The following is a 2,270-nucleotide window of genomic DNA, read 5'->3' on the forward strand; positions in this document are numbered from 1 at the left end:
CAATATAGTCGATCTGATGACCCTGCAGCCCAAGGAGCATCACCCGCACGGCCTGTCAGATCGGGATTTCGATGCTCTGTTCACCACGGGCAAACCCGTCATCTTCGCCTATCACGGCTATCCCTGGACCATTCATCGCCTGACTTACCGTCGCACCAACCACGACAATATCCATGTACGTGGGTACAATGAAGAAGGCACGACGACCACCCCTTTCGATATGACGGTGCTGAACGGCCTCGACCGGTTCCATCTCGTACAAAGCGTGCTCGACCGGGTTCCACAGCTGAGGAGCGTTCAGGTCCGCCTGAAGCAGGCGATGGACGTCAAGCTGCTTGAACATAGAGCCTACATTCGCGTCCATGGCCGCGACATGCCGGAGATACTTGAATGGAGGTGGAATGAGGGTCCTGATGAGGCGGCAATCGGCCCACACTAAGGACGAGCCGGTGGCAGACGCGCTCCTGGTCCTGAAGCGTGATTCCTTCCACCCTGACCTTGGCCTGTCATAGAGGGGCGCGGCGGGAGTCCGCGGCTAGAGACGGCAGTCTGTCGCCGGTGAGAGCGCCGTGGGTGCCACTGCTATCTGCACCACACCAACCAACACCCCCACATGACCAACCTGATGTCAGTCCCTGTCGTACAAGAAACGCAACAGAGCGCGCTTTGGCGATTGAAGAAAGCCGACATGTCTGAATCCAACGCATCGACCATTCTCTCGCCCGGCCTCAGCGAGGTCGAGGCGCGAGCGAGGCTCCTCGCCGAAGGGTTCAACGAATTGCCTGCGACCGGTAGGCGCACGCCGTTGCGGATTGCTCTTGAGGTCATGCGCGAACCGATGCTGGCTCTCCTGCTGGGTGGCGGCGCTGTCTACCTGCTTCTTGGCGATCTGCAAGAAGCGTTGATCCTGCTTGCCTTTGCCACATTGTCGGTAGGCATAACGATTGTTCAGGAGGCGCGGACGGAACGCGTTCTGGAGGCATTGCGTGATCTTACGAGCCCCCGTGCCTTGGTCATACGCGACGGTGAAAGCAAGCGCATTGCGGGTCGCGAGGTGGTGCGGGGCGATTTGGTTGTCCTGGGCGAGGGGGACCGGGTCCCGGCCGACATGCTGCTGATCCAGAGTGCAGACCTCCAGACCGATGAGTCTTTGCTGACGGGCGAATCCGTCCCGGTGCGCAAGATTGCAGGCAAAGATGGCCAGCTGCCAGCCGAGCGCCGTCCAGGTGGAGACGATCTGCCTTTCGCTTTTTCCGGATCACTCGTTGTTCGCGGTTCAGGCGTCGGCGAAGTTCTGGCGACCGGGCCGCGCAGCCAAATCGGTGCGATCGGGCAATCGCTCAGTTCGATGGAGACCGAAGCACCCCGCTTGCAGCGACAAACAAAACGCCTTGTCGGCATATTCGCACTCGTTGGCGGCGCGGTCAGTGTCCTCGCGGTCATGCTTTACGGCGTTTTGCGCGGAGGATGGCTTGATGCGGTGCTGGCAGGCATTGCGCTCGGCATGTCGATGCTGCCGGAAGAGTTTCCCATGGTTTTGACGATTTTCATGGCCATGGGCGCCTGGCGCATCTCGCAGGCACGCGTGCTCACCCGTCGCGCGGCAGCAATTGAAACGCTTGGCTCGGCAACGGTTCTCTGCACGGACAAGACCGGAACGCTGACCGAAAACCGCATGACAATAACAGAACTGAGAACGCCGCACGGCAAACTGCTCCGTTTGCCAGACGGCGCGAACGGAGCGATGCCGGCGGCATTCGGCGAACTGGTCGAGCTCGGCGTGCTCGCCAGTGCCGAGATTCCTTTTGATCCGATGGAAAGGGCATTTCACAACCTCGCCAAGGAGCGGGGGCTTGGGCGGGAACAGTTGAACAGCCCTGATCGGAAACTGGTCCGCACCTATGGGCTGCGTCCCGACTTGCTTGCCATGTCGAATGTGTGGTGGTCGGCGCTTGCCGGTGACAATTGCCTGGTCGCCGCCAAGGGCTCGCCGGAGGCCATCGCGGCACTTTGTCATCTGAGTGCGGATCGTGTCGCTTCGGTCAAGGTTTCCGTGAACGCCATGGCAACCGAAGGACTCCGCGTCTTGGGCGTTGCACGTGCCAGTCATGCCGGCGATCAACTGCCAGACAAGCAGACTGGTTTCGATTTCGAATTCATGGGTCTCGTCGGGCTAGCTGATCCTCTGCGACCAGGCGTTCCGGATGCCGTGAGTGATTGCCGCGCCGCCGGGATTAAGGTGATCATGATCACCGGAGACTACCCGGCGA

1 protein-coding gene and 1 pseudogene are annotated in these 2,270 nt (G+C 60.5%); both read left to right on the top strand.

All coding sequences use genetic code 11. The features are described 5' to 3' along the window. Positions 1–439, top strand: a pseudogene (locus EOA85_RS33130) (phosphoketolase); the annotation flags it as partial. 249 nt (positions 440–688) lie between these two features. Then, the coding region (locus EOA85_RS33135; protein WP_127212520.1) for an HAD-IC family P-type ATPase at positions 689–2,270 on the top strand (1,582 nt) is incomplete at its 3' end.

This window comes from Mesorhizobium sp. M5C.F.Ca.IN.020.29.1.1 (assembly GCF_003997375.1).
Taxonomy (GTDB): domain Bacteria; phylum Pseudomonadota; class Alphaproteobacteria; order Rhizobiales; family Rhizobiaceae; genus Mesorhizobium; species Mesorhizobium wenxiniae.